This is a genomic window from Blautia sp. CAG:257 (assembly GCF_000433815.1).
GTDB lineage: Bacteria > Bacillota > Clostridia > Lachnospirales > Lachnospiraceae > Blautia_A > Blautia_A caecimuris.
The window spans coordinates 3,670-6,982 of sequence record NZ_HF999090.1 but is presented as its reverse complement, the minus strand read 5'-3'; the positions used below and the strand labels follow the sequence as shown (position 1 = coordinate 6,982).

3 protein-coding genes and 1 pseudogene are annotated in these 3,313 nt (G+C 43.5%); all 4 read left to right on the top strand.

Annotated features, from left to right (window positions below):
- Positions 1 to 182, top strand: a pseudogene (locus tag QVP40_RS10915) (glucose-1-phosphate adenylyltransferase); the annotation flags it as partial.
- Positions 179 to 1,297, top strand: coding sequence for a glucose-1-phosphate adenylyltransferase subunit GlgD (gene glgD / locus QVP40_RS10910; protein WP_022068452.1), 1,119 nt, complete (start codon positions 179 to 181; stop codon positions 1,295 to 1,297). The pseudogene QVP40_RS10915 and the gene glgD, both read left to right, overlap by 4 nt.
- Before the next feature lie 87 nt (positions 1,298 to 1,384).
- Positions 1,385 to 1,675 carry a septation regulator SpoVG gene (gene spoVG / locus QVP40_RS10905; RefSeq protein ID WP_022068451.1) on the top strand — a complete coding sequence of 97 codons (291 nt, stop codon included), beginning with the start codon at positions 1,385 to 1,387 and terminating at the stop codon, positions 1,673 to 1,675.
- Positions 1,676 to 1,884: 209 nt separating this feature from the next.
- The gene (locus QVP40_RS10900) at positions 1,885 to 3,168 is read left to right on the top strand and encodes a PcsB-like coiled-coil domain-containing protein (RefSeq protein ID WP_022068450.1); all 1,284 of its coding nucleotides are present in this window, start codon (positions 1,885 to 1,887) and stop codon (positions 3,166 to 3,168) included.
- Positions 3,169 to 3,313: the final 145 nt, after the last annotated feature.

Here is a 3,313-nt window from a genome sequence, read left to right as displayed (position 1 = left end):
TCCTGAAGCCTGCGGTATATTCCTTTGGGATTGCCACAGTAGGCGAGCACAGTGTGATACCTGACAATGTAAAAATCGGTAAAAATACATCTGTGTCCGGAGTGACTGTGCCGGAGGACTATCCGGAGGGAATACTGGAAAGCGGACAGAACATCAAGGCAAAGGACGGTGAGAAGGCATGAGAGCACTTGGAATTATTCTGGCAGGCGGAAACAATAACCGTATGAGGGAACTTTCAAACAAAAGAGCCATTGCAGCCATGCCTGTAGCGGGAAGCTACCGCGCCATTGACTTTGCATTAAGCAATATGGCAAATTCCCATATTCAGAAGGTGGCAGTACTGACTCAGTATAACGCCAGATCACTGAATGAACATCTGAGTTCCTCAAAATGGTGGGATTTCGGAAGAAAGCAGGGTGGGCTTTTTGTGTTCACACCTACTATCACAAAAGAAAACAGTCTGTGGTATCAGGGAACAGCGGATGCTATTTATCAGAATATTACATTCCTGAAAAACAGCCATGAGCCTTATGTTGTTATTGCTTCAGGAGATGGAATTTATAAACTGGATTATAATAAGGTGCTGGAATTCCACATTGCCAAAAGAGCTGATATTACGGTTGTGTGTACAGAGTGCAGAGATCAGAGCGAAGTAGAGCGGTTTGGCGTGATCCGCATGAATGATGACTGCAGGATTGAGGAGTTTGAGGAAAAACCTATTATTTCTTCTTATAATACTGTGTCTACAGGTATTTATGTAATACGAAGAAGACAGCTGATCGAACTGCTTGAAAGAGCTGCTCAGGAAGACAGACATGATTTTGTAAACGATATTCTGATCCGTTACAAGAATCTGAAACGAATTTATGGATATAAGATTGATTCCTACTGGAGCAATATTTCCACGGCAGAAGCATATTACAGAACAAATATGGCATTTCTGGAGCCGGGAATCCGCAATTATTTCTTCAGACAGGAACCGGCGGTAAAAACAAAGATCGACGATCTTCCTCCGGCAAAATATAATGCAGGAGCTTCTGTGAAAAACAGTCTTGTTGCCAGTGGCTGTATCATCAATGGAACAGTAGAAAATTCTGTTCTGTTTAAGGGTGTGTTTGTGGGCAACAACTGTGTGATACGAAATTCTGTGATCCTCAATGACGTATATATAGGAGATAATACACACATTGAGAACTGTATTGTAGAAAGCCGGGATACGATCCGGGCAGACTCTGATTATCGAGGAGAAGACGGAGTCAGAATCGTGGTAGAAAAAAATGATCGCTACGTAATTTGATAAACGGAATTTCTGATCGCGGCTTATGGGGCAGTAAAACAGATTTCCGGTCAGTTGGCGTATACAAAATGAAAGGGGCAGAAAAAGATGAATATTACAGATGTACGTGTGAGAAAAGTTGCAAAAGAAGGAAAAATGAAAGCAGTTGTATCCATTACAATTGATGATGAGTTTGTAGTACATGATATCAAAGTGATCGAGGGTGAAAAGGGACTGTTTATTGCAATGCCCAGCCGTAAAGCGGCAGACGGAGAATACCGTGACATTGCACATCCTATTAATTCCACAACAAGAGACAGAATACAGACGCTGATCCTTGACAAATATCAGGAGGTTATGAACGAGACGGACGCGCAGGAAGAGGCAGCAGAGGAATAACACCGGATATCTGTAATAAAAACGAAATGATTTAGTAGAAGAGATGTTCTGAAGCAGAATTTATCAAAAAAAATTACTTCAGAATGTCTCTTTTTTTGCGTGTATCCGCCAAAATATTACATACTTGTTACAAAAATAAAATAAAAGTATTGATTTTTGAATGAAATGTTGTTATACTTGTCCTACGAAAAAAATTATGAGGTGTTTATATGAAGATGAAGAAAGTTCTTTCACTGCTGTTGACCGGCGCCCTGACTGTTTCCATGGGGACAAGCGTTTTTGCATCCACAGAAGACCAGATCGCAGCCGCACAGGCACAAAAGCAGGAGGCACAGGCGGGACTTGCTCAGGCACAGGCAAACATCAGCAGCCTGGAAAGCAAGAAACAGGAACTGGAATCCTATATGGCAGAACTGGACGCACAATATAATGAACTGACAAATACAATTTCACAGCTCAGTGTGGAAGCAGCTGAAAAAGAAGAAGAGCTGAAAAAGGTTCAGACAGAGCTGGAAAGGGCAAAGAAAACAGCAGAGAATCAGTATGAGGCAATGAAGCTTCGTATTGTTTATATGTATGAAAACGGCGGAAACTCCATGCTGGAAACACTTCTGTCATCAGAAAGCCTGGCAGATTTTCTGAATCAGGCGGATAATATTTCAAAAATTTCCGAGTATGACAGAAATATGCTGAAGCAGTATGAGGCAACCCAGGAAAATATCCAGGTACAGGAGGAAAAGGTAGAAGAGGAATCCAGCTCTATTAACAGCCTCCTTTCCGAAAAAAGCGCCAAGCAGCAGGAAGTGCAGTCTCTGGTTGCAACTACCGGTGACAGCATCAACTCCTATATCAGTCAGATCAGCGCAAGCCAGGAAGAGGCAAATGTTCTGATGGCTCAGGTAAACAGCGCAGACAGCAGTATTGCAACTCTGATGGAGCAGGCTGAACAGGAAAAAGCAGCAGCTCAGGCGGCTGCACAGGCAGCGGCAGAGCAGGAAGCCGCTTCACAGGAAAGTGAAGAGCTGGAATATGATCCGGAAACAGATACAACCGATTCTGAAAGCAGCTCTACAAGCAGTGATGTTACTGTAGAGGAGGTTGCTCCGGAAGAGGATGCAGAAGAATATACAGAAGAGTACACAGAGGATACGGAAACAGAGCCGGAAGCTCCGTCAGATACAGATGGAAGCTCTGATTCTTCCGGTTCCGGTCAGGGTACATACCTTGGAAACTTCATGCTGACAGCTTACTGTAACTGCGCGCAGTGTTGCGGAACAGCGGGAAATGCCACTGCCAGCGGTGTGATGCCTTCAGCCGGTCATACAGTAGCTATGGCGGGAGTTCCCTTTGGAACACAGCTTCTGATCAACGGAACTGTTTATACTGTTGAGGATCTGGGAACCCCTTACGGACATGTGGATATTTATTTTGGAAGCCATGAAGAGGCATTAAGCTTTGGGCTGCAGTATGCAGATGTATACCAGCTGAACTAAAACCATACAGGAATATCATGAAGAGACTGCCAGAGATGACGGTCTCTTTTATTCTTTACCCGGAAAACAGTACATTCTGTAACATTTTCCCGGTAAATAAAAGATTCTTTGTGAGGATTCTGAGAGTTTGAGACGGACCTGTCCG

Excerpts from the sequence above, each read along its gene's own strand:
- spoVG (WP_022068451.1), top strand. The coding sequence starts at position 1,385 with ATGAATATTACAGATGTACGTGTGAGAAAAGTTGCAAAAGAAGGAAAA.
- QVP40_RS10900 (WP_022068450.1), top strand. The coding sequence starts at position 1,885 with ATGAAGATGAAGAAAGTTCTTTCACTGCTGTTGACCGGCGCCCTGACT.
- glgD (WP_022068452.1), top strand. The coding sequence starts at position 179 with ATGAGAGCACTTGGAATTATTCTGGCAGGCGGAAACAATAACCGTATG.